Genomic DNA, 25,468 nt, shown 5'->3' with positions numbered 1-25,468 from the left:
GCGGCTCCGCCGCTCTCCGCGCTTCGCGCGTCGATCACTGGGGGCGGGCTGGGTCGGGGGCGCTGACGCGCCGGGGGTGGGGCTTGGGGGAGGTGGGTCGTGGGGTGGGCTGGGGCCGGGTGCTGGTGGGTGGGGGTGGGGCTTGACTTGGTGGGCCGGGGGGTCGAGTTGTTTGTGTGGTCGGCTTGGGGATTCGTGGGGGCTGCGGTGGGGCTCCGTGATTTGTCGAAGCTGGGTGGGTGGTTTTTGTGGGCGCAGCGTCGATGAGGTCGGGGCGTAGGGTCTCGGCATGACCGTGTTGCACGTGAAGGGTCGCGTTCTGGTCGGCCCGGACGAAGTTCGTGACGAGATGTGGATCGTCGGTGGGCGGATCACCTTCGATCGGCCGACCTCCCTCGCCGTCGACGCGACATTGGAAGGTTGGGTACTGCCCGGCCTGGTCGACGCGCACTGCCACGTCGGGATCGACGAACACGGCGCCGTCGACGCCGCCACCTCCGAACGTCAGGCGCAGACCGATCGGGACGCCGGCGCGCTGTTGTTGCGGGACGCGGGATCGGCTGCCGACACGCGTTGGGTCGATGGTCGGGAGGACCTGCCCCGACTGATCCGCGCGGGTCGCCATCTGGCCCGGCCCAAGCGCTACATCCGCAACTACGCACACGAGATCGAGCCCGGCGACCTGACCGCGTTCGTGATCCGGGAGGCGCGGCGCGGCGACGGCTGGGTCAAGCTGGTCGGCGACTGGATCGACCGGGACACCGGCGACCTGTCCCCGCTGTGGCCACTGGACGCACTCAAGGAGGCGATCGCCGCGGCGCACGCCGAGGGCGCCCGGGTCACCGCGCACTGCTTCGCCGAGAATTCGCTCCCGGACCTGGTCGAGGCGGGCATCGACTGCATCGAGCACGCCACCGGCCTGACCGAGGACCTGATCCCGCTGTTCGCCGAACGCGGCGTGGCGATCGTGCCGACACTGGTCAACATCGCCACCTTCCCCGGCATCGCCGACCGGGCGGCCGGCAAGTTCCCGACCTACGCCGCGCACATGCGCGCGCTGCACGCGAACCGCTATGCCACGGTCCGGGCGGCCTACGACGCCGGCATCCCGATCTTCGTCGGCACCGACGCGGGCGGCTCGCTGCCACACGGCCTGGTCGCCGACGAGGTGGCCGAACTGGTCGCCGCCGGCATCCCCCCGGCCGACGCGCTCTCCGCCGCGTGCTGGTCCGCCCGCACCTGGCTCGGCCGCGACGCCATCGCCGAGGGCGCCTCCGCCGACGTGGTCGTCTACGCGGCGGACCCCCGCACGGACGTCGCCGTCCTGGCCGACCCCCGCGCGGTGGTGCTGCGCGGGAAGGTGATGCCACGCTGAGCCGTCGGGCGCAGCCGAGTCGGGGGCGACGGTTACCGGGATCAGCCTCCGAAGGCTCGGAAGACGCCTTCGGGGTGGGCATGGGCCGCTTGCGCAAATTCCGAGAAGAAGAGGTTCGCGATCGCCGGATTGGCCTGCACTTCGTGGACGCCGGCCGGCACGGTCCGAAACGCGCGCGGGGACGGGGCGCCGATCGGGTCCGGAGCCTGGTCCTCGGGCCGGGTGTCGAGGGCGAGTAGCGCGTGGTCGGCGGACCGCATCGTGTGCCGGTCGGCGACGAACACCACGAATTGCTCCTCGCCCCGCCGGACCGCCGCGACGATGTCGTCGGGCCCGGCGTTTGCCCGGACCGGATCGTCGACGAAGTGCACGCCCGCCTCGAACTCCCCGTCCGTTCCCCACGGCCGACCCAATTCCGTCGCCACCGCCGCCCAGGCCGTCTCGTCCCCGTAGTCGGTCCTGATCACCACAGCCGCGAACTCGCTGCGCGCATCGATCTCCGGCAACACGCCGATCCCTTCCGGTCGTCCACCGCCGGGCGGCCCGGTGCTCGTGCGTGATGCGCAAGCCGGCGACCGGGTCGGCCGGCAGGTAGGACGTGGACGCAAGCACCGGCTTCCCGTCGAGCACGAACCCGCGCCGGGGCACCCGGACCGGCAGTCTTCAGCCCCGACAGCGGCGCCACCGACTTCGGGACCGGCGCCTCGGCCACGTCGATGTGATCGACCACGAGTCCGCGGTTGTCGGTCTCCGCCGCCCAGATGTTGTCACCGACACCGGCTTGGGGCGCCACACGCGCCGAGCCTCCGGGGCAGGGCCTACGTGCGGTGTGTCGCGTTCGGGTGGGTGTGGTATTCGGTGGGGTCGCCGCGGAAGGTGATGGTGCCTCGGCTGAGGGCGTAGACGACCTCGGCGCGGTCCAGGGCCTCGCCGGTGTGTTGTTCGACCAGGATCACCGTGCGGTCGGCGTCGGCCAGGGTGGTGACGACCTCGTAGAGCCGGGCGGCGACTCTCGGGGCCAGGCCCTGGCTGAGTTCGTCCAGGAGGAGGAGCTTGGTGGGAGTGAGCAGGGCGCGGCCGACCGCGAGCATCTGCTGTTCGCCGCCGGAGAGGGTGCCGGCCTTTTGGGTCAGCCGGTCGCCCAGGATCGGGAACGCGGCAAGCGCGGGCCCGATGTCACCGCCGTCGGCGAACAGTTTCAGATTGTCGGCCACGGTCAGGCCGGCGAACACGCCGCCGCGTTCGGGGATCAGGGTCAGGCCCGCGCGGGCTCGCCGGTCGGCGGGCCATCCGGTGATGTCCACCCCGTGCCAGAGCACCCGGCCCGCGCTCGGGCGGACCAGGCCGGCCAGGGTGTTCAACAGCGTGCTGCGGCCCGAGCCGTTGCGGCCGACCAGGGCCGTCACCGCGCCCGAGGGGAATTCCAGGTCGACGCCGTGCAGCGCCTCGATCGGGCCGTAGCGCACCCGAAGTCCGGTGACGGACAGGGCGATCGGCATCAGAGGTACACCTCCTGGGCGCGCTCGTCGGCGCGGATCTCCTCCGGTGTGCCGGCCGCCACGATGCGGCCCGCGGCCATCACGTGCACCGTGTCGGCGACGCCGAAGACCAGGTCCATGTCGTGTTCGACCAGCAGGATGGCCAGGCCGTCGGCGGCCAGCGCGCGCAGCTCGTGCCGCAGCCGGTCGGTCTGCGCGTCGTCCAGCCCACTGGCCGGTTCGTCCAGGAGCAGCACCGAGGGGGACGACGCGAGGGCGCGGGCCAGCTCGACCATGCGCAGTACCCCGGCCGGGAGGCGGCCCGCCAGCGTGTGGGCGTGCTCGGTCAGCGCGAGTCGGCGCAGCGCCGCCTCGACCGCGGCCCCGGTTCGTCCCCGGGCCGGGTCGGGCAGGCCGAACAGCCGGGCGACGGCCGAGGATCCGGACCGGTTCTCCGCCGCCACCCGCAGGTTGTCCACCACCGTCAGACTGGGGAACACCGACACCACCTGGAACGTACGGGCCAGCCCGAGCCGGGCCCGCCGATGCGCCGGCAGCCGGGTGACGTCCCGCCCGCCCAGGTACACCCGACCGGCGTCGACCCGACCGCCCGCGAGGCAGTCGAACAGGGTGCTCTTGCCCGCTCCGTTCGGCCCGATCACCGCCGTCACCGCGCCCGCCGGCACGACCAGGTCCACCCCGTCCACGGCCCGCAACCCGCCGAACCGCCGCACGATCGCGTCGGCCCGCAGCGCACTCGCCGACCCACCACCGTCCGGGTCCGGCCGCGTCGACTCCGGTGCCCCGTTCACGGGCGCACCCGGGCCCGCAGGGTTCGGCCGAGTGGGGTGAGCCGGACCGGGATCGGCTCCGCCGGGGCGGCCGGGCGGCCGGCGGCCAGGCGCAGGGCCGTGGCCGGGACGCCGCCCGGCATCCGGGACAGCAGGACGGCCAGGGCGCCGATCACGATCGTGGACATGCCGGCCGTGGTGGCCGCGTCCAGGGCCACCACCAAACCGGCGGCCAGTACCGCGCCCGCCGCGCTGTCCACGCCGAAGACGACCACCGCCGCGAACCAGACCAGGCCCAGAACCGGGTCGAAGGCCGCCGCGTCGAAGGCCCGGCCGCCCATCCCCAGCAGCGCGCCGCCCAGTGCGGCCACGCCGGCGCCGATCGCGAAGACGAAGACCTTGGCGGAGGAGACGTCCACACCGGCCGCCGCCGCGCCGCGCTCGTGGTCACGGACCGCGACCAGCATCCGGCCGAGTCGGCTCACATGCAGCCGACGGATCACCAGCAGGACCAGCCCCAGGCAGGCCAACTCCATTGCGTAGAAGGCGCGTTCGTCCTCGAAGGGCCATGGGTGGTCGAGCACCGCGTCGCTGGTGAAGCGCGGTTGGGCGAAGACGAACCGGCTGACCACCGCGGCCACCGCGAACGTGGTCAGCGCCAGTGTCAACCCGCGCCGCCGAATCGCCGGCCACCCGGTCAACAGGCCGACCGGCACCACCAGCAGCGCGGCCAGGAACAGCGCGACCAGGCCCGGGACGTGCCGGCTCATCAGCTGCCCGGCGAACAGCGCGCCCAGACCCGCGAAGCCGGCCTGGCCGAGCGAGATCTGGCCCGCGTACCCGGTGAGCATCACCAGCGACACGAACACGATCGCCAGCGCCGGCACCTGCTGGGCGATCCGCAGATGCTCCGCGCCCAGGGCGAGCGGCGCCGCGGCGACCGCGACGAACGGCACCCACCAGCCCGCCGGCGCACTCTCGCCGTGCCCGGTCCCTATCCGGGTCGCCGCCCGCGTGGCGTCCGGGCCGCCCACCTCGATCATCCGCGGCAGCACCAGCAGCGCGACCAGCATCACCACCACGAACAGGTTCGCCTGGAGCGCCTGGATCAGCCCCCACGAGTCGAGTTCCAGCCGGGACAGTTCGCTCTGCCCCACCCCGATCGCCAGTGCCGCCAGGATCGCCACCGGCAGACTGGCCAGCCGGGCGACCACCGCGACGCCGATCGTCTCCAGGACGAGCAGGGTCAGCCCGTACGGATCCAGCCGCAGGTGCGGTGCCAGCAGCACCCCGGTCAACCCGGCCAGCATCGACCCGAAGGCCCAGCCCGCCGCGGCCACCCGGTCGGCCGGCACGCCCGCCAACTCGGCCAGCGCACGCCGGTCCACCACCGCGCGCAGCCGCACGCCGAACCGGGTGTACCGGGTCACGCCGGCCACCAGCGCGGCGACCGCGATCACCACGCCCAGCTCGACCAGCGTGCCGCGGGCCACGGACGTGTCGCCGGGCAGCGCCACCGACCCGGTCGGCACGATCGAGGGCGGGTCCAGGCGGGCCTGGGTGCCCCAGGTCAGCGTGGCCACACCGACCAGGAGCACGAACACGCCCAGCGAGGCGACCAGCATCCGGGCCGGGCCCGCCCCCTCGCGGTGCAGGCCGCGAAAGACGAAGCGCTCCAGGACCAGGCCGAGCGCCGGCGCCACCACGCCCACGTCGAGCAGCACCGCCGCCCACAGCGGCCAGCCCCATACCCGTACCTGCTGCCAGACCAGGTAGGCGACGATCATCGCGAGCGCGCCGAAGGACAGGTTGAACACGCCGGTCGCCCGGTAGGAGGTGATCATCCCGACCGCCGCGAGCGCCGCGATCGCGCCCACGCCCAGTCCGGCCAGGGCCAGTTCCACCGTGAGCACGACGCTCAGCCGCCGGTCGCGGGTGAGGCGGGCCCGTCGGGACCGGCGTCACCGGTTTCGCTTCGCTTCGTCGACCCGGCGGCCGCTCCGGGCGGCGAGACCGCCCCGGCGGGCCCCACCCCGGCAGCCTCCGGCCCGACAGCCCCCGGCCCCGCCGCCCCCGGCGTGGTCTGCCCCGGCCCCGGGCCGGGGTCGCACAACCGGCACGGCCGCAGGTCCTTGTTCCGCGCCATCGCCTCGTCCACGGGAAACACCCCGTTCTTGCCCCGCACCAGCGAGCACTCGGACCGGTGGTACCGCGCGCCGCCCGGCACCGTGACCCACCCCGCCGCGGCGGTCGGCTGCTCCGCCGCGTCCGGCACCGGCTCGACCAGCAGTTCGTACAGCCGGCCCACCATCGAGCGCAGCTCCGCGTCCACCGCTCCCGACTCGCCCGCCGCCCCGCCCCGGGTGCCCACCACGAGCACCGCGCCCGCGACGATCAAAGCCGCGCCCGGGATGGTCGCCGAGGCCAGGTAGGGCAGTTGGCGCGCCTCGTACCGTTCGCCCGATACGCCGTACCAACCCAGTGCGCACAACAACGCGCCGCACAGGCCCACCAGCCAGCCGCCGTGCGTGCGCAACAGCCGCCGCAAACCCTCCATGGTCGCGGCCGCGTCGGTCGTACGCTGTCGTTCGATAGGGGAGTTCGCCTTTCCCGTGGAACCTGCCGAGTCCGTCGAACCTGCCATAGGGTCCACCCGTCGAGTCCGCCCGATCGCGCATTCGTGCCTCAGCGTAGTTCGCCGGGATCTGGTCATACGGGCCGGAACACGATTGGATACCGAGTCGCACGTGGCAACATGACTTGCCGGTAACCCAGGTACTACCTGGCTACATCAACAGCAACAGGACGCCGGGCGACCGGCGGAACGGGTGGTGAATGCGCGTGAGCGTGGACATGATCAACGAGCGGGCGACAACGGGCACCGGCGTCGGTCGTCGCAAGGGGGCGCGTCGGGCATGGCTGGCCCTGCCGGTGGCGGCGGTGCTGGTGATGTCCGGTTGCAGCAGCGATGACGACAAGAAGGACGACAAGGCGAAGTCGACGCCGTCGGCGTCCGCGCCGGCCGCCCCCGCGGCGACGACGCCCGCACCCGCCGCGAGCACGCCGGCCGCGCCCGGTGGCGCGTCCAGCGCTCCGCCGGCCGCCGGTGGCACCACGCTCACCGGCGAGGAGAAGAAGGTCGCCGACAACTGGGACAAGTTGTTCGACAACGCCACGCCGCTCGCGGACCGCAAGGCGGTTCTGGAGAACTCGGCGCAGGTGGGCACGCTCGTCGAGACGCTCGCGAACGACCCGCTGGCCAAGCAGGTCACGTCCAAGACCACCGCGGTCAAGATCAGCGGTGACAAGGCGGCCGTGTCGTTCGACATCCTGCTCGCCGGCAACCCGGCGCTGCCCGGCCAGACCGGCCAGGCCGTCAAGCAGGACGGCACCTGGAAGGTCAGCCTGAGCACCGTCTGCACCCTGGTCTCCGCGCTCAAGCCGGGCACCGTGGTCGAGGGTTGCCCCAAGGCCTGATCGCCACACCCCGAACGGGCGTACATCCGCCACACCCGGGCCATCGAGGAGCACGTATGCGTCGTCGTTTCCACCGACGGGGCGTGCCGTGCGCCTCGGTGGCCCTGTTGTCGGCCCTGCTGCTGTGCCTGGTGGCCGGGTGCGGTTCGCGGTTGCCGGAGCGCGACTTCCACGACCGCGAGCCGGCCCCGGTGGGCACCGGCGCGCCCGCGCCGAACGCCAACACCGCGTCCGACGTGGGCGTCACCCCCACCCGGATCACCGTCGGGATGATCGACACCGTCCAGGGCATCCTGGGCAATGAGACCTTCTCCGGGCCGATGTACGGCGCACAGGCATGGTTCAAGGCGCTCAACGACCGCGGCGGCGTGAACGGGCGCAAGGTCGAGGTGTCCGCGTGCGACGACAACGGCTACGGCGTGGCCAACCAGCGCTGCGCCCGCAAACTCGTCGAGGACGACAAGGTGTTCGCCTTCGCGGGCAACAGCATCTACAGCTACAACGCGGCCGGCTACGTCAGCGACAAGGGCGTCCCGGACGTCGGCGGCCAACCGATCGGGACCGCGTACGAGACCTACCCGCATCTGTACTCGATCTACGGCTCGCGGGCTCCGCGCGAGGGCAAGGTCGGCTGGAACGGCGAGCTGTACGCGAGTACCGAGGTCTACCGCTACTTCAAGGACAAGCTCGGCGCGCGCACCGCCGCCGTGGTGTCGTACAACCAGGCCGACTCCGCGCGCTACGCGCAGACCGTCGCCGACGGCCTGCGCGCCGAGGGTTACACCGTGCTCGAAAAGCAGGTCGACTTCGCGCTGCCGAACTTCGCCGCCGCGGTGGTGGACATGCGCAGCAAGGGCGTCGACATCGTCTTCGACGCGGTGGACACGCGCGGCAACGTCGAACTGTGCAAGGCGATGGACGGCGCCGGACTGCGGGTGACCGCGAAGGTGACCAACGTCCAGAACTGGAACGCGCGCGTCGGCGAGGACTTCAAGGCGTCCCCGACCTGCCGCAACAGCATCTACGCGACGAGCAACAGCCGCGGCTACACGGACACCGCGCAACCCGCGGTGGCCGAGTTCCGGGCCGCGATGAAGAAGTACTACCCCGACCGCGAGGACAAGCTCTCCCAGTGGGAACTGGAGGGCTGGGCCTCGGCGATGTGGCTCACCGACGCGATCGCCTCGTGCGGCGCGAACGTCACCCGGGCGTGCGTCGAAGGCTTCGTCAACCGCCCCGAGGGCTACGACGCACACGGACTGCTGATCCCGGTCGACTTCAGGGCCGAACCGGTCGACCGCGTCGCCGCGCCCACCCGGACCTGCTTCGACGTGGCCCGCTGGCAGGACGGTGCGCCGGGCGGCTGGGTCGGCCAGGTGCCGGACATGACCACGAACTGCTACGACGTTCCCTCGCTGCCGTACAAGCCGTGACGGGCCGCGCCGGATCGGTCAGCGCCAGTCGGCCGGGTACCAGGGTTGCGGCCGGGTGAGGATCGGCGGCCGCGCGGGCATGCGGCCCGCGGGCGCCGGAAGCACTGCCTGGGCCACCGGATAGGGCAGCCGCACCATGCCGAACGGGCGGCGGTGATGGGGATCGGGATTGGGGGCGATCAGGGCCGAATTCCGCACGGGAGAGCCTCTCCGCTACGACGGCCCCGAGATCCCACGCCCCGACGCCGCGCCCGCCGAGACTCGTCGGCGGACACGGCGTACAACGATCGGACCGGGGCCGGGTGTCGCGAGGTCACTCCCATGGCCCCGCGCCCGCGGGCGCGGCCGGCTCGGTCATTCCGTGGCGCTGGGGAGGCGCTTGGGGCAGCCGGAGGTGTAGGAGGCGTTGTACTCGAAGTGCCATTCCTCGTTGTCGTACATCCGGCACCAGCCGTACTTGCTGCCCTTGGCCTGGAGCCACGCCTGGGCGTTGGCCGGGTAGATGTCCACCGCGATGCCCTGGACGTGCATCGACTTCTCCGGCGGCAATACCCAGCGCAGGGCCTCCTCGCGCGAGCCGACCGCGGCGATCTTCTCGTCGAGCAGCCTCTGCTGGTGGGCCCAGCCGCGTTTGCCGGAGTTCAGGTTGAGGGTGATGCCCTCCGCGGCCATCGCGGCGTCGATCCTCTTCCACGCGGCGTAGGCGGCCGGCTTGAGCGCCTTGGGGTCCTTGGGCGCGTCCACGTCGTTCGCCGGCGGCTTCGCGGTCGAGGACGTACTCGGCGGCTTGCTCGAGGACGGCGGCCGCGTCGAGGCGGGCGCGTTGGTGGTGGATGCGGTCGTGGGCACCGTGGCCGTCGGCGCGGCCGTGGGCGCGGGGGGCAACTGCGCGCCCACCGAACTCGCCTTGTTCTTGTCGTCGCCACTCCCGAGGAACAGCACGGCCCCGACGCCGGCTCCGCCGAGCACCAGCGCGCCCGCCAGGCTCCACACGACCAACCCCCGTCGGCTGCGGCGCGGCGGCTCCGGTTCGTCCCGGCGGGCGGGCCGGGCCGGCTCGGCCGGGGCCTCCGCGGGGGAAGCGGCGGGCTGCTCGCGCTGGTACCAGTCGGCCGGGACCGGCGTGGTCGCCGCGTCGAACGCGCCGGGTGTGCCCGATGTGCGCGGAGGGCCGGATGCGCCCGGTGTGCCCGCCGCGCCCATGGTGTGCTGTTGCCACGAGGTGTCCAGGAAGTGCGCTCCGTCGGGTGTGCCCCCTTCGTCGGGCTGTGGACCGCTGCCCGCTGCGTGTCTCACCGGTGAAGCCTCCTCGTAGTGAGCCTGGATCCTCTCGTGGATCACGTCCGGTATTCGACTCACGGTTGTCGATGCCCGTGTGGGATACGCCACTGCAACCGATCGGGGGCCCCGCTCGTAACCTGGTGAGCCTGTCGACCCGGGCGACCCGCGTAGCCTGGGAACTTGCCGCATCGCCAAAGATGTGCCGAAACCAGGAGAAGGGGGTCGAAGGTGAGCACGCACCACCGCACCGGGGGACTCGTCGACGGTTTCGGCCGCGTGGCGACCGACCTACGGGTCTCACTGACCGATCGTTGCAATCTGCGGTGCACGTACTGCATGCCCGAGGAGGGGCTGGACTGGCTGGCCAAGCCCGAGTTGCTGACCGGCGAGGAGATCACCCGCCTGGTCCGGATCGCGGTGACCCTGCTGGGCGTGCGCGAGGTCCGCTTCACCGGGGGCGAGCCGCTGCTGCGCCGGGACCTGGTGGAGATCATCCGGGCCGCCGCGGCGTTGGAGCCGCGGCCCACGCTTTCGGTCACCACGAACGGGATCGGCCTGGCCCGGCTGGCAACGACGCTGAAGGAGGTCGGCCTGGACCGGGTCAACGTCTCGCTGGACACCCTGGACCCCGTCCGGTTCAAGGCGATGACCCGGCGCGACCGACACGCGGACGTGCTCGCGGGGCTGGCCGCGGCGGTGGACGCGGGCCTGGGACCGGTCAAGGTCAACACCGTGCTCATGCGCGGGGTCAACGACGACGAGGCCGTCGCGCTGCTCGCGTGGTGCCTCGAACGCGGCTACGAGCTGCGCTTCATCGAGCAGATGCCGCTGGACGCGCAGCACGGCTGGAAGCGCGCCGAGATGATCACCGCCGGCGAGATCCTGGCCGCGCTGCGCGACGTCTTCCGACTCGACGCGGAGGACGCGCGGGGCAGCAACCCGGCCGAGCGCTGGCTCGTGGACGGCGGCCCGGGCACGGTGGGCGTGATCGGGTCGGTGACCCGCCCGTTCTGTGGTGCGTGCGACCGGACCCGGTTGACCGCCGACGGCCAGATCCGCAACTGCCTCTTCGCCCGCGAGGAGTCCGACCTGCGGGCCGCCCTGCGCGGCGGCGCGGACGACGAGGAGATCGCCGACCGCTGGCGGGCCGCGATGTGGACGAAGAAGGCCGGTGCGGGCATCGACGACCCGGAGTTCCTCCAGCCCGACCGGCCGATGTCGGCCATCGGCGGCTGAACCCGCGGCCCGAGGCGGGCGGGGACGGGTTGGCCCGCTCCGCGACCCGCGCGGATGCGCCTGCGCGCCGCCGGCAGCGCACGCCCGCGTGTGCTCGCCAGTGCCCGCGCGTGGCTCAGGGGATCGTGAACCCCCGGGTCCGGTGCGCCCGTTGCCTGCCGTGCGGTGACGGGCGGGATGCCCGCTTGCGCACCCGCGCCCGGCGTGCTCCCGGGCTGCCGTGCGGCGACGATCAGGGACCCTTCCCGCTCCACCCGCCTGCGCGATCGACCCGGCGTGCCGCGACCGCAGCCCGCCCGCCGGCCCGATCAACCCGCCGAGCGGGCAAGGGGGTTCGGACCGCGCTCGGCGACCGTGCGCGGATTGCTCAGGCGTCCTCGCCGGCCGGAGCGGCCGGGGGACGGGGCTCGTGCCAATCGGCGAACGCGACGGTGTCCTTGAGGAATCCGCGAATCGCCAGGAATTGGGCCAGATGCTCGCGGTGCTCGTCGCACGCGAGCCACGTCTTGCGCCGCTCCGGAGTGTGCAGCTTGGGGTTGTTCCACGCCAGGACCCACACGGCGTCGGCCCGACAGCCCTTCGCCGAACAGATCGCACGGCCGGGGTCGCTGGGGGTGGGGAACATGTCCACCAGTGTCGCAGACGGGGTCGGCCGCCCGGATGCGGCGCATCGAACGGGCAGCTGACCCTGCGTCAGGCACCAACCGGAGCGCTGCGCTCAGTAAGCAACGGTCTGGTGCGGAAACCGTGTGCGCGTCGACTTGCCTGACAGTCAAACGACCCGGACACGGGCGATGCCGGGCAGCCACGGGGGGAGCCGCCCGGCATCGCGTCGGTCGCTCCGACGGGGGATACGGAGCACGTTTCGAAGTATGGCACGTCCTGCATGCGGTTGAAGCACCAACCCGCGTAGCGCTTCCCGCTAATTTTTGACGGGCTGCGAAGGGGTGCCCGTCGGGTCGCCCGCATGGCCTCGGTCGGCACCCCCGGGGTCACCGTGTGTATCCGAATTGGTGTGCGAGGAAAGGTCGGTGGGCTCCGGGCCGGCGGCCGAGGGCGATCCGACCGGCATCGTCCAGGAGTCTTCCGAATGGGTGTGCACGGTCTCCCGTTCGGCGCTGGTGAGCACCGCCCCCGGCGGCGGCTCCAGCGCCTTGGGCGGGAGCGGTGGTACGAACTGGGCCTGCACCGGCGCGTTCGACGTGGGCTCGCGACCGGCGTTGGCCAGCACCACCGCGATGTAGGGCAGGAAGAGCGCGCCGGCGACCAATATCCACCGCCACGGCGACGGGGTGAACACCGCCGCGATGAAGCACACGGTGCGGATGGACATCGAGATGACGTACCGGCGTTGGCGCCCGGCCACGTCCTCGGTCAGCCCCTTGCGCGCACCACTGATCTGGTACACCGAGCCCTTGGCGTTTTTCACGACTCCACCGTCTCCGACCATGTGCCCACACACTCGTCCCCTCCCTTTCACGGTACGCCCGCAGGTGGGTCATACCGAGACGGGGGCAGGAGCTTTACCACAAACCGACCCGAGTGGCGGACGGCGGGACGGGGGTCAGCCGAGTCGCTCCAAAAACTCCGGCGGCACCGCCGGGACCAGCCACACGCCGTTGTCCGAGCGGCGGAACACATGCCCGGCCGCGACCATGCGCTCGGCCCGGACCACGAACAACACCGGCCGGCCGCGCCGCGCACCCACCCGGCGGGCCGTCTCGGTGTCGGCGGACAGATGTACGTCGTGCCGGTCCATCGGCCGCAGGCCCTCGACCAGGATCGCCGGCACGCTCTTGGGATTGGTGCCGTGGTAGAGCACGGCGGGCGGCGCGGCCTCGACCAGACCCAGGTCCACCGCGACGGTGTGCCCCTGGCTGGCCCGGATCCGGGCGCCGTCCGCGGAGAAGGCGAACCGTCGCTTGTCGTTCTCCTCGACGACCCGGTCCAGCTGCGCCCGGGTCAGTGCCATCCCGCGGGCATTGCACGCCGCGAGCAGCACGTCCACGTCGACCCAGCCGGCCTCGTCCAGCGTGATCCCGAGCCGCTCCGGCTGATGCCGCAGGTGTCGGGACAGATACTTCGAAATCTTGACGATGTTCATGATGACCCCCAACGAAAGCACGGAGTTCCCTACAGGAACAGCGATTTTCCGTTGCGACGCAGCACGCCGGGCGGACTCGATCGAGCCCACCCGGCGTACCGATTCAGCCCGTCCGGCGTTTGAGGACAACCGGCCGTAGCCCGTCCGGCGTCCGAGGACAACCGGCCGCAGGCCGCTCGGCCCGTGCCGCCGAGCGAGCCGCGGGCCTATTGCGCCTGACTCGCCGAGGACATGTTGAAATCGCGGACCCGCAAAGGCGGCATCGCCGCGCGGGTGAACCAGTCGCCCCACTCCCGCGGATACGTCCGCTCCGTGCGCCCCACCTCGACCGCGCGCCCGAGCACGTCCACCGGCGACTCGTTGAAGCGGTAGTTGTTCACCGCGCCGACCACTTCGCCGCCCTCGACCAGATACACCCCGTCGCGGGTGAGCCCGGTCAGCAGCAGCGTCTGCGGATCCACCTCGCGGATGTACCACAGGCAGGTCAGCAGCAGCCCGCGCTCGGTCGAGGCGACCATGTCCGCCAGGCTCGGGCCATCGGCCGGGCCGTCCAGGATCAGGTTGTCGATCTCCGGCGCGACCGGCAGCCCGGTCAGCTCCGCGGTGTGCCGGTTGGTCAGCAGCGACGTGAGCACACCGTCGGTGACCCAGTTCGTCCGGGTCAACGCGAGTCCGTTGTCGAATACCGACGCCGCGTCGCCGGAGGCGTGCGCGATGGTGAACGGCGCACTCTCCAGCCCCGCGTAGCCCGGGTCGCTGTACAGCGTCAGCGGCAGCTCGGTGAGCCGGTCGCCGATCCGGGTGCCGCCACCGGGCTTGCTGAACACCGTGCGGCCCTCGTGCGCGTCCCGGGCGCTGCCCTGCCAGTACATGTAGACCATCAGGTCCGCGACCGCCGAGGGCGGCAGCAGCGTCTCGTAGCGGCCCGCCGGCAGGTCGATCGTGCGGCTCGCCCAGGACAACCGCTGCGCCAGGTCCGTGTCGATCGCGGCCAGGTCCACGTCGCGGAAATCGCGCGTGGGCGTGCCGGCCCACGCCGAGCGGGTCAGGTCGCCCGACTTCGCGTTCAACTCGACATGCCCGGTGGGCTGGTCGTGCCGCAGCCGCAGCCCGGCCGAGGTGCCCACATAGGTCGAGGTCAGCTGATGCGAGGCGAACCCGTACAGCAGCCGGTCGCTCTCCCGGGCCCGCCCGAACGCGGCACCCAACTCGGGCGCGAAATCCGCGAACACACCGATCGAGGTCTGCGTCGGCGCCTCCGTGAAGCCGCCGTCCGGGCCGCCGCCGGCGCCGAGCAGCGGACGCGCGTCCTCGGCCGGACCGGCGTCCCGCGCCGCCGCCTCCGCGGCTCGGACCAAGCCCTCCAGCCGATCCACCGTCACGCCGCTGCGCGAGACGATCCCGGACGCGGTGCCCTCGGTGCCCGCGACGGTGGCCACCACCGTGACGCGTCGGCCGCGAGTCTCGCCGTTGGTGGTCAGCGCGTTGCCCGCCCAGCGTAGGTTGGCCGCCGAGGTCTCCTCGGCGATCACCACGCAGCCGTCCGCCTTGGACAGCGCCAACGCGCGCTCGACGGTCTCGTTCGGCCGCGTCACCACGGTCTGCCCGCTGCTCATCGACCCGCCTCCTGAACCGTGTTGAGGACCTTCACACCGCGAAACAGCGCCGACGGGCACCCGTGGCTGACCGCCGCGACCTGCCCGGGCTGTGCCTTGCCGCAGTTGAAGGCGCCGCCGAGGACGTAGGTGCCCGGGCCGCCCACGGCCTCCATCGAGCCCCAGAAGTCGGTCGTGGTCGCCTGGTAGGCGAAGTCCTTGACCTGCCCGACGATCCGGCCGTCCTCGATCAGATAGGCGCGCTGGCCGGTGAACTGGAAGTTGTACCGCTGCATGTCGATCGACCACGACTTGTCGCCCACGATGTACAGGCCCCGGTGCACCCGGCCGATCAGCTCGGCGGTGGACAGGTTGTCCTCGCCCGGTCGGAGCGAGACGTTGGCCATCCGCTGCACCGGGACGTGGCCGGGGGAGTCCGCGAACGCGCACCCGTTGGACCGACCCAGCTCCTGCATCAGCGCCATCCGCCGGTCCAACTGGTACCCGGTCAGGATGCCGTCGGTGACCAGGTCCCAGCTCTGCGTCGCGACGCCCTCGTCGTCGAAGCCGATCGTGGCCAGACCGTGCTGCACGGTGCGGTCGCCGGTGACGTGCATGACCGGCGAGCCGTATTGCAGCTTGTTCAGCTTGTCGAAGGTGGCGAACGAGGTGCCCGCGTAGGCGGCCTCGTAGCCCAGCGCGCGGTCCAGCTCGGTGGCGTGCCCGATCGACTCGTGGATGGTCAGCCACAGATTGCTCGGGTCGATCACCAGGTCGTACTCGCCCGCCTCGACGCTGGGCGCCTTGACCCGCTCGGCGAGCAGGCCCGGCAGCGACGCGAGCTCCTCGTCCCAGTCCCAGCCCACGCCCTGTACGTACTCCCAGCCCCGGCCGACCGGCGGTGCGATGGTGCGCATCGTCTCGTACGCGCCGGATTCGCGGTCCACCGCGATCGCGGTCAGCTGGGGATGTATGCGGACCCGCTGCTGCGTGGTGGTGGTGCCGGCCGAGTCGGCGTAGAACTTGTTCTCCTGGACCACCATGCACGTGGCGTCCACATGGTCCACGCCGTCGGCGGCGAGCAGTTCCCGACTCCAGCGCGCGAGCAGAGCGATCCGCTCCGCCTCGGGCACGTCGAACGGGTTGACCTTGTACGCCGAGATCCACGTCTCGTCGGCGTACACCGGCTCCTCCGCCAGCGCGACCGTCTCGCCCGCGCCGGCGGCCTCGCTCACCGAGCGGGACACCCGGGCGACCGCCACGGCCTGCTCCGCGACGTACGCCGCGGCCTCCGGGGTCAGGTCGACGCCGGCCGCGAAGCCCCACGCCCCCTCGTGCACGACGCGGACCGCGAAGCCCACGTCGGTGGTGTCCACGGACGAGTCGGTCCGCCCGTCGCGCAACCGGAAGGACGCGTCTCGCACCCGCTCGAAGCGGAAGTCCGCGTGTTCGGCACCCAGTTCCCCGGCTCGGGACAGGGCCGCAGCGGCCAGCTCCCGAAGGGGATAGGCGAGGAACGTCGGATCGATCTCGTTGGGCACCCATTCCTCCATACGTTCGGCCTGTCGGCTCGCGTCGTTCAGTCAACCAGACACGATGTCGCCGGCATTCCTGCATTTTCCGGCGGGCCGCTCGTGCGTCGGACGGGTCTTGCGCCCGGACAAGCGGAACGAAACCTGCCGGGCGCAGGCCGGCCGGATTCGGCCGGTGGAGCCGGTCGTTCCGGTTGCCGTGTGCTCTTGTCGGGTTCCTACAAGGACCGAGCGGGGGACGCTGTCCCGGACCGGATTCCCGTTACCCCGGGGTAGCCCGATAGCGTCATCGTGACGTGAGCCGACGGCCCGCGCGCCGGCGCGGCCGAGGACGTCCGAGGACGACAGACGACGAAGGAGTGATCCGTTGAGCCGGTCCGTACTGGTCACGGGAGGAAACCGGGGCATCGGCCTGGCCATCGCCCGGGCCTTCGCCGCCGACGGCGACAAGGTCGCGATCACGTATCGCTCCGGTGAGCCCCCGGAGGGTTTGCTCGGGGTGCGCTGCGACATCACCGACGGCGAGCAGGTCGAGCAGGCGTTCAAGGAGATCGAGGCCGCACACGGCCCGGTCGAGGTGTTGATCGCCAACGCGGGCATCACCCGCGACACGCTGCTGCTGCGGATGAGCGAAGAGGACTTCACCAGCGTCGTCGACACCAACCTCACCGGCACGTTCCGGGTGGTCAAACGGGCGAGCAAGGGCATGTTGCGGGCCCGCAAGGGTCGCATCGTGCTGATCTCGTCGGTGGTGGGGCTGCTCGGTTCGGCGGGACAGGCCAACTACGCGGCCTCCAAGGCCGGCCTGGTCGGCTTCGCCCGCTCGATCGCGCGGGAACTGGGGTCGCGCAACATCACCACGAACGTGGTGGCGCCCGGCTTCGTCGACACCGCGATGACCGAGGTGCTCGGCGAGGAGCGCAAGGCGCAGATCCTCAAGGAGATCCCGCTCGCGCGCTACGCCGACGTGGACGAGGTCGCCGGCGTGGTCAAGTTCCTCACCTCGGACGCCGCGTCGTACATCACCGGAGCCGTCATCCCTGTGGACGGCGGACTTGGAATGGGGCACTGAACTCATGGGCGACCTGCTTGCGGGCAAGCGCATTCTCGTCACCGGCGTCATCACCGACGCCTCAATCGGCTTCCAAGTCGCCAAGCGGGCCCAGGAGGAGGGCGCCGAGGTCGTACTCACCGGATTCGGCCGGCTCTCGCTGGTCAACCGGATCGCGAACCGGCTGCCGAAGCCGGCCCCGGTGATCGAGCTCGACGCGACGAACCCCGAACACCTCGCGGCGCTCGCGGACAACGTGCGCGCGCATGTGCCCGCGCTCGACGGCGTCGTGCACTCCATCGCCTTCGGTCCCAAGGACGCGCTCGGCGGCAACTTCCTCAACACCGAGTGGTCCGACGTGGCCACCGCCGTGGAGGTCTCGGCGTACTCGCTGAAGTCGCTGACGATGGCGTGCCTGCCGCTGATCGAGGCCAACAAGGGGCGCGGCGGCTCGGTCGTCGGCCTCGACTTCGACGCGCAGGTGGCGTGGCCGGGCTACGACTGGATGGGCGTCGCCAAGGCCGCGCTCGAGTCGACCTCGCGCTACCTGGCCAAGTACCTGGGCGAGAAGAACATCCGGGTCAACCTGATCTCCTCGGGCCCGGTCAAGACGATGGCCGCGAACAGCATCCCCGGCTTCGAGAAGTTCGAGGGTGTCTGGAACGAGAAGGCCCCGCTCGGCTGGGACCTGCGCGACTCGGACCCGGCCGCCCGAGGCGTGTGCGCACTGCTGTCCGACTGGTTCCCCAAGACCACCGGCGAGGTCATCCACGTGGACGGCGGCCTGCACGCCATCGGCGCGTAGCCTCGAAACCGCGCTGCCCGCAGGGGCGGCCGTGCCGCCGGCGGCCTCCGGCCGCTCTCCTCGCGCGCTCGTCGATCACCGGTCGACGATCAAGCCTTGGGCGCCGACGCGCCGCCGGGCAGCCGTTTCGACGGTGCACCGGATGTCTTCCGCAGCCCGATCGCCCGACCCACCAGGTCGTGGCGGTCGGGCTGTGTCGTTGTCGACCGCGGGCCGAGGGCCGCCGGGCCGGAGCAGGCGCGCCGTCGCCGGTGAGCCCGCGGCCTCGTTCGCGAACGGTACGGGCGGGCGGGTGGGTGAGAAACCCCGCTCAGCCGGTCGCGGCGGCGATCGTCGCGGCGATGCCGATCAGCACGGTGATCAGCAGCATGATGCCCAGGATGCCGCCGAGTTGCCTGGCGGAGGACTTGTTCGGGTCCGGCGGCGCAAGCACCGTCTGGCGGAACTCGTCGGCCGCGCCGGATTCGGCGGCCTTGCGGGCGAGGACCTCGTTGCGCGCGTTCGACCGCGCGACTTCCTCCGCGTGGGCGCGCTCCTCGCGGGCCTTGCGAGCGGCCATGGCCCGCTCGTACCGCTCCTTGGACGATTCACCAGATGTAGCAGCCATGGAGACGAGTTTCGCAGACCCGACCCGCCGGACCGACCGGTGGGGCGGCCGGCAGGGTGCGGCCGGCGGGAACCGCGGCTCGTCCGCCGGGCGTTGTGCACACGTGTGGTCCCTCGCCCGGGGGACCCCTCCCCCGAGCGATCCATTCGGCGTTGGTGCAGGTCGGCGGGGTGGGTGCGGAACCTTCCCCTTACATGTATCCGGGTATGCCCCGACTGATCATCAGCGGCCTCCTTCTCAGGGGTGGGGCCAGCCCTACTACGCAGGGGTGCCTGCCCCCCGGTGAAGACACCGGTTTGCAGGATGTGACCCCCGTTCGCCCGCCAATACCTTCGTGTGTGTCGAGGAAGATCCTCGGCGAAGCGGAGAACATAGGAGCGGGGACCAATGGCATCCAGGCGTAATTTCGCCGCCTCGATCGGTGGCTGGAGCGCACAGCATCGCAAGACGGCGGTATTCGGGTGGCTGCTGTTCGTGGTCCTCGCCGTCGTCATCGGCAACATGAGCGGGTCGCAGGAGATCACCAAGGCCGAGCGCGGCGTGGGCGAGTCCGGGCGGGCCGCGCGGATCATCGACGACGCGGGCATCAAGGAACCCGCGGGCGAGATGGTCCTGGTCCGCAGCGACAAGCTCATCGCGCAGGACCCGAAGTTCCGGGCCGCCGTCGACGACGTGATCAACCGGGTCAACGCCACCCAGGTCAAGGGCAACAAGGGCCCGGCGACCCAGCACATGCGTTCTCCGTACGCCGGTGACGGCGGCATCTCCTCGGACAAGCACTCGGCGCTGATCCAGTTCGACATGGTGGGCGAGGACGACAAGGCCGTCGACAACATCCAGCCCGTCCTGGACGCGGTGGCCGAGGCCCGCAAGGCGCACTCGGACGTGGCGATCGAGCAGTTCGGTGACGCCAGCGGCGACAAGTGGTTCCAGGACACCATCGCCAAGGACTTCACCCGGGCCGAATGGACCGCCGTCCCGCTCGCCCTGGGCATCCTGCTCGTCGCGTTCGGCGCCGTGGTCGCCGCCCTGCTGCCGGTAGCCCTCGCCCTGACCGCGTTCGTGGCCGCGGGCGGCCTGCTCGCGCTGAGCAGCCACCTGATGCCGGTCGGCGACAACGCGCAGTCGGTGATGCTGCTGATCGGCCTGGCCGTGGGCGTCGACTACTGCATGTTCTACCTGCGCCGCGAGCGGGAGGAGCGGGCCAAGGGGCGCGACCCGGAGACCGCACTGCGCATCGCCGCCGCCACGTCCGGCCGTTCCGTGCTGATCTCCGGCATCACCGTCATCGTCGCGATGGCCGGCATGCTCCTGTCCGGGCTCAGCGAGTTCGAGTCGATGGCCTCCGCGACCATCCTGGTCGTGCTGACCGCGGTGCTCGGTTCGCTCACCGTGCTGCCCGCGATCCTGTCGATGCTGGGCGACCGGGTGGACCTGGGCAAGATTCCCGGGCTGGCCAAGATGCGCCGCCCCACCGAGGGCAGCAAGGCATGGGGCAAGATCCTGGGCGTCGTGCTCAGCCGCCCCAAGGGCACCGCGGTGCTCGCCGGCGGTCTGCTGATCGCGCTGACCATCCCCGCACTCGGCATGAAGACCTCCGAACTGCCGATCGACAAGGAACTGCCGACCTCGCTGTCCATCGTGCAGACCTACCAGCACATCGAGAAGGCGTTCCCCGGTGGTCCGGCGCCCGCCCAGATCGTGGTCAAGGCGAACAACCCGGACGACCCCAAGCTCGCGGCGGCGTTCGACAACCTGCGCCGTGAGGCGGTCGCCACCGGGCAGATGCACGAGCCGATCGAGGTCGAGCGGCAGGGCACCACGAACGTCTTCAAGGTCTCGGTCCCGCTCGCCGGCGGTGGCAACGACTCGGCCAGCGACAAGGCCCTGGCCACGCTGCGTGGGAAGGTCATCCCGAACACGCTGGGCAAGCTGGACGGCGTGGACGCCCCGGTGACCGGCAACACCGCCGGGTCCAAGGACTTCAACGACAAGCTCGACGACGCGCGGCTGCCGATCTTCGCCTTCGTGCTCGGCTTCGCCTTCCTGCTGATGCTGGTCTCGTTCCGCTCGATCGCCATCGCGGTCACCGCGATCGTGCTCAACCTGCTGTCGGTGGGCGCCGCCTACGGTGTGATGACGCTCGTCTTCCAGCACGGCTACGGCGACTCGCTGGTGGGCACGGACGCACCCGGCGCGGTCGTCTCCTGGATCCCGATGTTCCTGTTCGTGATCCTGTTCGGCCTGTCGATGGACTACCACGTGTTCGTGGTCTCGCGAATTCGTGAGGCGTACGACAAGGGCATGGACACCAAGTCGGCCGTGTCGCACGGCATCCGCACCACCGCCGGTGTGGTGACCAGCGCGGCGACGATCATGGTCGCGGTGTTCGCGGTCTTCGGCACCCTGTCGATGCAGTCGATGAAGCAGTTCGGTGTCGGCCTGGCGGTCGCCGTCCTGCTGGACGCCACGATCATCCGCGGTCTGCTGCTGCCGGCCGTGATGACCCTGCTCGGCGACCACAACTGGTACCTGCCCCGCTGGCTGGGGTGGCTGCCGCAGATGGACCACGGCGACGAGGCGGTCGAGGCCCCGGTCCCGACCCCGGCCGGCGAGCAGGTCCCCGCGTACGCCTCGGCGAACGGCTACGCCACGCCGACGTACGAGCCGGTCCACCCGGGCAACACCGGGTACGACGAGAACGTGTCCGGTTCGCGCCGGATCCCGCGCCCGCCGGTCGGTTGACCCGAGCAAGCACGGCAGTCGGTGAGATCCCGGCGACGACCGTGACGACGACCACCCTGTAGATCCGAGGAAAGCGCGGGTCGGGACCGGATACTCGGTCCCGACCCGTCGTGCGTGTCGGCCCCGGTCGACGCGCCCGCCGCCCGTCAATCGAGTCCTGCGGTGCCGACCCGCAGTGCACAACGGCCGATGTCTGAGAGGCTGAACCCATGGCATCCCACCGACAGCGCAATCTTGTGGTGATGAGGCACGCGAAGGCCGAGTGGCCCGACGGGCCGGACCACGAGCGACCCCTCGCCGAACGCGGCCGCAAGGACGCCGCCGAGACCGGGCACCGACTGCTCGACCAGGGCATCACCCCCGATCTGGTGGTGTGCTCGCCGGCCGTACGCACCCGGGAGACCTGGCGTCTCGCCGGCAAGGTCTACGGCCACAAGCCGCACACCGTCTACGACGAGCGGGTGTACGAGGCGAGCGCGCAGGCGCTGCTGTACCTCGTCCAGGAGACCCCCGACGAGGTCGACACGCTGCTGCTGATCGGGCACAACCCGGGTGTGGCCACGCTGGTCAACGCGTTGGCGGGCAGCGGCGAGGACGACACGCTCGTGCGCCTGCGGGAGAAGTATCCGACCTCGGCGGTCGCGGTGCTGAGCCTGCACACCGCGTGGGCCGACCTCCGGGAACGCTCGGCCCACCTGACCCGCTTCAGCACGCCGGCGTCCTGACCGCACGCCCGCGAAGGCGACCGTGACTCGAGCGTCGGTCCGGGCGGTGAACAGCCCGTCCGGCGCTCGGGGACGCCCGCCCCGACCGGGCCCGGCCGACGAATTCGGCCGGCCGTACTACACGTCGGCGGCGTCCGCGGCCTCGATCTCGTCGCGGGTGACGCCGAGCAGGAACAACACGGTGTCCAGGAACGGCACGTTGACCGCGGTGTCGGCGGCCTCGCGGACCACCGGCTTCGCGTTGAAGGCCACGCCCAGACCCGCGGCGTTGAGCATGTCCAGGTCGTTGGCGCCGTCGCCGATGGCGACCGTGGCGGTCAACGGCACGCCCGCCTGGGCCGCGAAGCCGCGCAGCAGCCGGGCCTTGCCCGCTCGGTCGACGATCTCGCCGATCACCCGCCCGGTGAGCTTGCCGTCCACCACCTCCAGGGTGTTGGCCGCGCTGTAGTCGAGCCCGAGCCGCTCCACGAGCGCGTCGGTGACCTGGGTGAATCCGCCCGAGACGATGCCCACCTTGTAGCCGAGCCGCTTGAGCGTGCGGACCAGGGTGCGCGCGCCCCGGGTGAGCACGACCTGCTCGCGGACCTTGCCTATGGCGTCCTCGTCCAGCCCGGCGAGCAGCGCCACGCGGGCCCGCAGCGACTCGGCGAAGTCCAATTCGCCGCGCATCGCGGCGGCGGTCACCTCGGCCACCTCGTCCAGGCAGCCGGCGTGCTCGGCCAGCAGCTCGATCACCTCGCCCTGGATCAGGGTCGAGTCCACGTCCATCACGATCAGCCGCTTGGCCCGGCGCCGCAGGCCGGAGGGCTGGACCGCGACGTCCACCCGGCGCTCGGCGGCCTCGGTGGCCAGCTCCAGGCGCAGCTTGTCCGTCTCGACGCCGGAGACCTGGAGCTCGATCGCGGTCACCGGGTACTTGGCGAGGCGGAAGATCCGGTCGATGTTGGCGCCGGTGGCCGCGATCCGGTGCGCTATCCCGGCGAACGCGGCGGCCTCCAGCGGGTGGCCCAGGACGGTGACGTGCGAGCGGCCCTCGCCGCGCGGACGGTTGTCGCCGACGCCGGAGAGGATCTCCGCCTCCAGCCGCTCGCCGTCCGCCCAGCGGTGCACGCCGGCCCGCAGCAGGCCCTCGTCGGTCGGCGTGGTGATCAGGACGCACAGCGTGAGCCGGCCCCGGGTGACGGTCTGCTCGACGTCGACGACCTCGACGGAGTGGCCGGCGAGGATCTCGAAGAGGCTCGACGTCACCCCCGGCCGGTCCTTGCCGAAGATCTTGACGAGAAGAGTGCGCGGCGCATTCATGATGCTTCACGGTACCGGCCGTTCGAGGGCGCGCGCGTCACCGGTCCACGGTACGAACACCGGACCGGTCCTCGTGCGAGCCGCATCTACCCAGGCCAGGGGCCATCCCGGGGCGGTCCCTGCGGATCGGGCGGGGGCGGCGGGCGGTACGCCGGGGCGGGTCTGTTCGAGTACGGCGGGCCCGGCGGCGCGGGTGTGCCGGGCCCGCCCGGTGCGCCGGGGTGCGCCGGTCGGGCCGGCGGATACGGCGCGCCCCGCGGGTACCGCTGCTGCGGCGCGGCGCGGGTGGGCCGCGGCGGGCCCGAGGCCGCCGGCGGGACGGCGGCGCCGGCCTGGCGGTAGCGCACCCAGTCCGCGACCGCGCCGCCGATGAAGCCGGCGCACGCGCCCCACAGCAGGCCGAGCAGCGCCGTCCACAGGTAGTCCGCGTGCAGCGACACCGACGCGCCCGGGGACATCACCCCGCCCAGCACGCTCACCGCGACCTTGAGCTGGAGCTGCATCAGGTAGGCGATCACCAGCAGGCCGCCCGCGAGGGTGACCGCGAATCGCCACGCGTGCTGATGCGGGCGCACCGACGCGGGCGCGCGCATCGCCATCACGGTCGCGCCGAGCAGCAGGAGCAGCGCGGAGAACAGCGGTACGAACCACGCCCGCGAGTCCAACTCGGCCAGCCGGTCGATCCGGATCGGCAGACCGTCCCCGGCGGAGGCGCCGACCAGCTTGCCCAGCGGACCGGGCAAACCGAAGGAGAAGCCGCCGACCTCGGTGGGCGCGCTGGTCGTGCCCTTCCACGGGATGCCCAGGCCGAGCGAGGCCAGCAGCCACACCGCGTTGGGCAGCGCGAACAACATGCCGCCGATCATCCGCTTCGGCGCGGGCGCGGCGGCGGCCACGAACGGGGTGCCCACGATCCCGGCGACCACCGCGGTGATCAGCACCGCGAGCAGACCGGCGACCGGGGCCCGCAGTACCGCGCGGTGCCGCAACCACTTGATCGGCAGCGGCCCGCGCGCGGACACCGCGACGGTGGCGACCAGGGTGATCAGCAGCCACAACGCGCCGAACACGAGCGTGCCGCTCACCTCGGTCTCGAAGCGGGCCGCCGCGCCCAGGTCGAAGATGCCCATCAGGTCCTGCGCCCGGGCCCCGCCGACCTGCGAGACGAACCGATCGATCGGCAGCGAGTGTTTGCCCATCGACACCACCACGCCGAGCGCGGCCATGGTGAACACCAGGACCCGCACGCCGTGCACGATCAGGTCGAGCGCGCCGATCACCAGCCGGTGGCGCAGCGGGCGCAGGAACAACCAGCCCAGTACGAGTGCGCCGATCAGGCCGATGCCCAGCAGCATGATGTCGACCTTGCCGCTGCCCTGCGCTAGCGAGACGTCGCCGGTGAGTTGGCTGAGGATGTCGTTGCTCGGGCCGCCCTGTTCGGCGCCCTTGAGGTCGACCGTGCCACCGACCGCGAGCGCGATCACCGCCGCGACCAGCGCGGGCATCGTGCTCGACCCCAGGTCGTTCGCGCCCAGCAGCCACAGCGCCGACCACGCCGCCACGGCCATCGCCACGAACGCGGCGAGCACCGCGCCGAGCGCGTGCAGCCATGGCGCCACGCCGCCCCACGGTGCGGGACCGGCCGGTGGTCGGGCCCCGGGCGGCTCGTGCCGCGGTGCGTTGTGCTGCTGCTGGTTCCAGGACACGACCGCTCCTGTCACGTGCGACCCGGCTGCCGGTTGAGCGGGACAAACTCGACTATCGAGCGCACCGACCCGCGCGTCAACGGATTCGGCCGGACTGCCACCCGGGTGGACGGCGCGAGGCAGGGAAGTTGATGTCGTAATCGCCCTTCGGAGTGGTTCCGTACGCTTCCGGACCGGAAAGGCTGCCCGGGAGGCCCGCACGTCCCTACACTCTCGAAGAGTGGG

Annotated in this window: 23 protein-coding genes; 8 read left to right on the top strand and 15 right to left on the bottom strand. The window is 71.8% G+C overall.

Annotation, left to right across the window (positions count from 1 at the left end; translation table 11 throughout):
* Window positions 1–289: 289 nt before the first annotated feature.
* Complete coding sequence (locus A3IC_RS0142590; RefSeq protein WP_020556181.1) at window positions 290–1,375, top strand: amidohydrolase family protein; 1,086 nt, start codon at window positions 290–292, stop codon at window positions 1,373–1,375.
* A gap of 41 nt (window positions 1,376–1,416) precedes the next feature.
* Here the strand turns inward: A3IC_RS0142590 and A3IC_RS0142585 are convergent, their stop codons facing one another.
* The 5 genes from A3IC_RS0142585 to A3IC_RS63400 form a co-directional block, all read right to left on the bottom strand.
* Window positions 1,417–1,881, bottom strand: a complete 465-nt coding sequence (locus tag A3IC_RS0142585) for a DUF6924 domain-containing protein (protein WP_040878174.1) — start codon at window positions 1,879–1,881, stop codon at window positions 1,417–1,419.
* Between the two features lie 312 nt (window positions 1,882–2,193).
* On the bottom strand, window positions 2,194–2,874 hold the full coding sequence (locus A3IC_RS0142580; protein WP_020556179.1) for an ABC transporter ATP-binding protein: 681 nt from the start codon (window positions 2,872–2,874) through the stop codon (window positions 2,194–2,196).
* On the bottom strand, window positions 2,874–3,665 hold the full coding sequence (locus A3IC_RS0142575) for an ABC transporter ATP-binding protein (protein ID WP_020556178.1): 792 nt from the start codon (window positions 3,663–3,665) through the stop codon (window positions 2,874–2,876). Before A3IC_RS0142575 ends, A3IC_RS0142580 begins: the two co-directional genes overlap by 1 nt.
* Window positions 3,662–5,557, bottom strand: a complete 1,896-nt coding sequence (locus tag A3IC_RS0142570) for a branched-chain amino acid ABC transporter permease (protein ID WP_020556177.1) — start codon at window positions 5,555–5,557, stop codon at window positions 3,662–3,664. Before A3IC_RS0142570 ends, A3IC_RS0142575 begins: the two co-directional genes overlap by 4 nt.
* Window positions 5,558–5,562: 5 nt before the next feature.
* Window positions 5,563–6,201, bottom strand: coding sequence for a hypothetical protein (locus A3IC_RS63400; protein ID WP_020556176.1), 639 nt, complete (start codon window positions 6,199–6,201; stop codon window positions 5,563–5,565).
* A 284-nt stretch (window positions 6,202–6,485) separates the two neighbouring features.
* Between A3IC_RS63400 and A3IC_RS63395 the strand changes: the two genes are divergently transcribed.
* The gene (locus A3IC_RS63395; protein WP_158696327.1) at window positions 6,486–7,121 is read left to right on the top strand and encodes an MTB12 C-terminal domain-containing protein; all 636 of its coding nucleotides are present in this window, start codon (window positions 6,486–6,488) and stop codon (window positions 7,119–7,121) included.
* Between the two features lie 56 nt (window positions 7,122–7,177).
* Entirely contained in the window at window positions 7,178–8,554 is a 1,377-nt protein-coding gene (locus A3IC_RS0142555; protein WP_052174052.1) for an ABC transporter substrate-binding protein, read from the top strand.
* 18 nt (window positions 8,555–8,572) lie between these two features.
* Here the strand turns inward: A3IC_RS0142555 and A3IC_RS0142550 are convergent, their stop codons facing one another.
* A complete protein-coding gene (locus tag A3IC_RS0142550) occupies window positions 8,573–8,752 on the bottom strand; it encodes a hypothetical protein (protein WP_020556173.1) in 180 nt (59 codons plus the stop codon).
* 156 nt (window positions 8,753–8,908) lie between these two features.
* Window positions 8,909–9,850, bottom strand: coding sequence for a D-alanyl-D-alanine carboxypeptidase family protein (locus A3IC_RS70380; RefSeq protein ID WP_205354584.1), 942 nt, complete (start codon window positions 9,848–9,850; stop codon window positions 8,909–8,911).
* Between the two features lie 213 nt (window positions 9,851–10,063).
* On the opposite strand from A3IC_RS70380, the gene moaA reads away from it, so the two are divergent.
* Window positions 10,064–11,071 (top strand): GTP 3',8-cyclase MoaA, encoded by a 1,008-nt coding sequence (gene moaA / locus A3IC_RS0142540; RefSeq protein WP_020556171.1) that lies wholly within the window; start codon window positions 10,064–10,066, stop codon window positions 11,069–11,071.
* Window positions 11,072–11,438: 367 nt separating this feature from the next.
* Here moaA and A3IC_RS0142535 read toward each other — a convergent pair whose 3' ends face one another.
* The 5 genes from A3IC_RS0142535 to A3IC_RS0142515 form a co-directional block, all read right to left on the bottom strand.
* A complete protein-coding gene (locus tag A3IC_RS0142535; RefSeq protein WP_086018539.1) occupies window positions 11,439–11,696 on the bottom strand; it encodes a hypothetical protein in 258 nt (85 codons plus the stop codon).
* Window positions 11,697–11,993: 297 nt separating this feature from the next.
* Entirely contained in the window at window positions 11,994–12,500 is a 507-nt protein-coding gene (locus A3IC_RS63985) for a DUF3099 domain-containing protein (RefSeq protein ID WP_020556169.1), read from the bottom strand.
* 135 nt (window positions 12,501–12,635) lie between these two features.
* Window positions 12,636–13,175, bottom strand: a complete 540-nt coding sequence (locus A3IC_RS0142525; RefSeq protein WP_020556168.1) for an RNA 2'-phosphotransferase — start codon at window positions 13,173–13,175, stop codon at window positions 12,636–12,638.
* Between the two features lie 206 nt (window positions 13,176–13,381).
* Window positions 13,382–14,791, bottom strand: a complete 1,410-nt coding sequence (locus A3IC_RS0142520; protein ID WP_040878154.1) for a metallopeptidase TldD-related protein — start codon at window positions 14,789–14,791, stop codon at window positions 13,382–13,384.
* On the bottom strand, window positions 14,788–16,311 hold the full coding sequence (locus A3IC_RS0142515) for a TldD/PmbA family protein (RefSeq protein ID WP_026219375.1): 1,524 nt from the start codon (window positions 16,309–16,311) through the stop codon (window positions 14,788–14,790). The genes A3IC_RS0142520 and A3IC_RS0142515 overlap by 4 nt, the downstream gene beginning before the upstream one ends.
* A gap of 358 nt (window positions 16,312–16,669) precedes the next feature.
* Between A3IC_RS0142515 and fabG the strand changes: the two genes are divergently transcribed.
* Together fabG and fabI are read left to right on the top strand one after the other, a co-directional pair.
* Window positions 16,670–17,374, top strand: coding sequence for a 3-oxoacyl-[acyl-carrier-protein] reductase (fabG, locus tag A3IC_RS0142510; RefSeq protein ID WP_020556165.1), 705 nt, complete (start codon window positions 16,670–16,672; stop codon window positions 17,372–17,374).
* A gap of 4 nt (window positions 17,375–17,378) precedes the next feature.
* Window positions 17,379–18,158 carry an enoyl-ACP reductase FabI gene (gene fabI, locus A3IC_RS0142505; protein ID WP_020556164.1) on the top strand — a complete coding sequence of 260 codons (780 nt, stop codon included), beginning with the start codon at window positions 17,379–17,381 and terminating at the stop codon, window positions 18,156–18,158.
* A 310-nt stretch (window positions 18,159–18,468) separates the two neighbouring features.
* On the opposite strand, the gene A3IC_RS0142500 is transcribed toward fabI, so the two are convergent.
* Window positions 18,469–18,765, bottom strand: coding sequence for a hypothetical protein (locus A3IC_RS0142500; protein ID WP_158696326.1), 297 nt, complete (start codon window positions 18,763–18,765; stop codon window positions 18,469–18,471).
* Window positions 18,766–19,152: 387 nt separating this feature from the next.
* Between A3IC_RS0142500 and A3IC_RS0142495 the strand changes: the two genes are divergently transcribed.
* Both A3IC_RS0142495 and A3IC_RS0142490 read left to right on the top strand, forming a co-directional pair.
* Window positions 19,153–21,510: an MMPL family transporter gene (locus tag A3IC_RS0142495; protein ID WP_020556162.1), complete on the top strand. Its 2,358-nt coding sequence runs from the start codon at window positions 19,153–19,155 to the stop codon at window positions 21,508–21,510.
* Window positions 21,511–21,719: 209 nt separating this feature from the next.
* Window positions 21,720–22,235: a SixA phosphatase family protein gene (locus tag A3IC_RS0142490; protein ID WP_026219374.1), complete on the top strand. Its 516-nt coding sequence runs from the start codon at window positions 21,720–21,722 to the stop codon at window positions 22,233–22,235.
* 117 nt (window positions 22,236–22,352) lie between these two features.
* Here the strand turns inward: A3IC_RS0142490 and serB are convergent, their stop codons facing one another.
* Both serB and A3IC_RS0142480 read right to left on the bottom strand, forming a co-directional pair.
* Window positions 22,353–23,537, bottom strand: coding sequence for a phosphoserine phosphatase SerB (gene serB, locus A3IC_RS0142485; protein WP_020556160.1), 1,185 nt, complete (start codon window positions 23,535–23,537; stop codon window positions 22,353–22,355).
* Window positions 23,538–23,623: 86 nt separating this feature from the next.
* A complete protein-coding gene (locus tag A3IC_RS0142480) occupies window positions 23,624–25,243 on the bottom strand; it encodes a streptophobe family protein (RefSeq protein ID WP_040878152.1) in 1,620 nt (539 codons plus the stop codon).
* Window positions 25,244–25,468: the final 225 nt, after the last annotated feature.

Source organism: Embleya scabrispora DSM 41855, assembly GCF_000372745.1.
GTDB classification, from domain to species: Bacteria; Actinomycetota; Actinomycetes; order Streptomycetales; family Streptomycetaceae; genus Embleya; species Embleya scabrispora.
This window is presented reverse-complemented; position numbering and strand designations above follow the sequence as displayed.